This window comes from Chitinophaga sp. (assembly GCF_035564935.1).
GTDB lineage: Bacteria > Bacteroidota > Bacteroidia > Chitinophagales > Chitinophagaceae > Chitinophaga.
In genome coordinates, this window is sequence record NZ_DATMTE010000582.1 from 1 (window position 1) to 1524 (window position 1524).

General features: G+C 49.3%; 1 protein-coding gene and 1 riboswitch. The gene reads left to right on the forward strand.

What is annotated here, in order from left to right:
* Nucleotides 1-190, forward strand: a riboswitch (cobalamin riboswitch). This riboswitch is flagged as partial in the annotation.
* A 173-nt stretch (nt 191-363) separates the two neighbouring features.
* The gene (locus VN105_RS14875; protein ID WP_325642227.1) at nt 364-1494 is read left to right on the forward strand and encodes a DUF5074 domain-containing protein; all 1131 of its coding nucleotides are present in this window, start codon (nt 364-366) and stop codon (nt 1492-1494) included.
* The last annotated feature ends 30 nt before the right edge of the window (nt 1495-1524 follow it).

Here is a 1524-nt window from a genome sequence, read left to right on the forward strand (position 1 = left end):
CCGCCCGGCGGCGGATTAAAAGGGAATCCGGTGTAAGACCGGAGCTATCCCCGTAGCTGTAAGCCTGCATTTATCAACAGATAAATTGTTTTTCCGGATGTACTCCATACCACTGTTTGCCAATACGGCAAATGGGAAGGTCCCGGGAAAGCAGGTAAGACAGAAGACCTGCCTTTTGCAACTGATCATTCAACGCTTTCGGGTGAAATGCCATGAATGTAGGCCTACCAGGCATTTATGCGCTGTTATTTTTTTTCGTTTAGCCTTTGGCGTGGCGCCGGGAGGGTAACCGGTATTATGATCATTTTTCCAGGTTTTTTACCCCGGAAAAGAGCATTGTATTTTCTTAACAAAACAATAGATATGAAAAAACAGTTATTATCCTTTCTGTCTGCAGCCATGATGCTGTTTGTTGCCTCCTGTCAAAAAGATGACGCATTACAACCCCTCGGATCCCAGCGTACCAATGAAGCCGGCACCGGCGGTATTACGGCCCCGCTGATTGCGGGCAAGTATGGCAACGGGTTCTTTATTGCCAATGAAGGATGGTTTGGTCATGGTACAGGCGACCTGCATTTCTATTCCTACAGCGGCGATAGTCTTGTTACCAACGTGTACCATGCAGAAAACCCCGCAGGTGCATTGGGCGGACCTTCCAACACCCTGCAGTATGCCACCATCTTCAATGGCAAAATGTATATCGTTATTAAAGCCGGCGGGCCAATGGTAGTAACAGATGCCGGCAGCCTGGTGGAAACCGGCCGTATCACTACCCTTCCGGGCAATGATGGTCATGCTTTTATTGGTGTGGATGCCACCCGTGGGCTGCTTAGTGCAAAAGACGGCGTATACCCGGTAACGTTACCATCCCTGGCGGTGGGTACCAAAGTAAGCGGCGTGTCTGGTTATACCGGCGATATGTTAAAAGCCGGCAGCTATATTTTTGTATTGTCCCAAACAGATGGTATCGTTGCTTTAAACAGCAGCACCTATGCCGTAGTGAAAAAATTCGGCGCCGCCAACCTCGCTTTTGCTGCCGGTAAAGATGGTGGTGTGTATGCGGCTACTTCAGATTCCCTGATCCGTATAGACCCTGCTACCCTGGTACGTACTGCGGTGAAACTGCCTTTTACTATTGCATCGCCGTGGGGAGCATGGCGCCACGCGGCCATTACCGCTTCCACCACAGAAAACGCCGTTTACATTGTGCGTAACAATGGTTTTGCCGGTGGCACTCAATTATACCGTTATATCATTGGCAATACGGCATCGCTGTCTGCTCCTTTTATTACCCTGCCGTCCGGACAGTATTTCTATGGCGCCGGCGCTGCGTATAACAAGGACAAAAATGAACTGATGATCACTACCCTGAATGGCTCCTTCACCGGGGATATTAACAGGGTGCTGTTGTATGATGCCACCACTGCTACCTTGAAAAAAACACTGACTTACAACGGTTGGTATTTCCCTGCCATGCCGGTATTTCATGAATAAAAAAAGAACAGGCGGCGCATATGCCGCCTG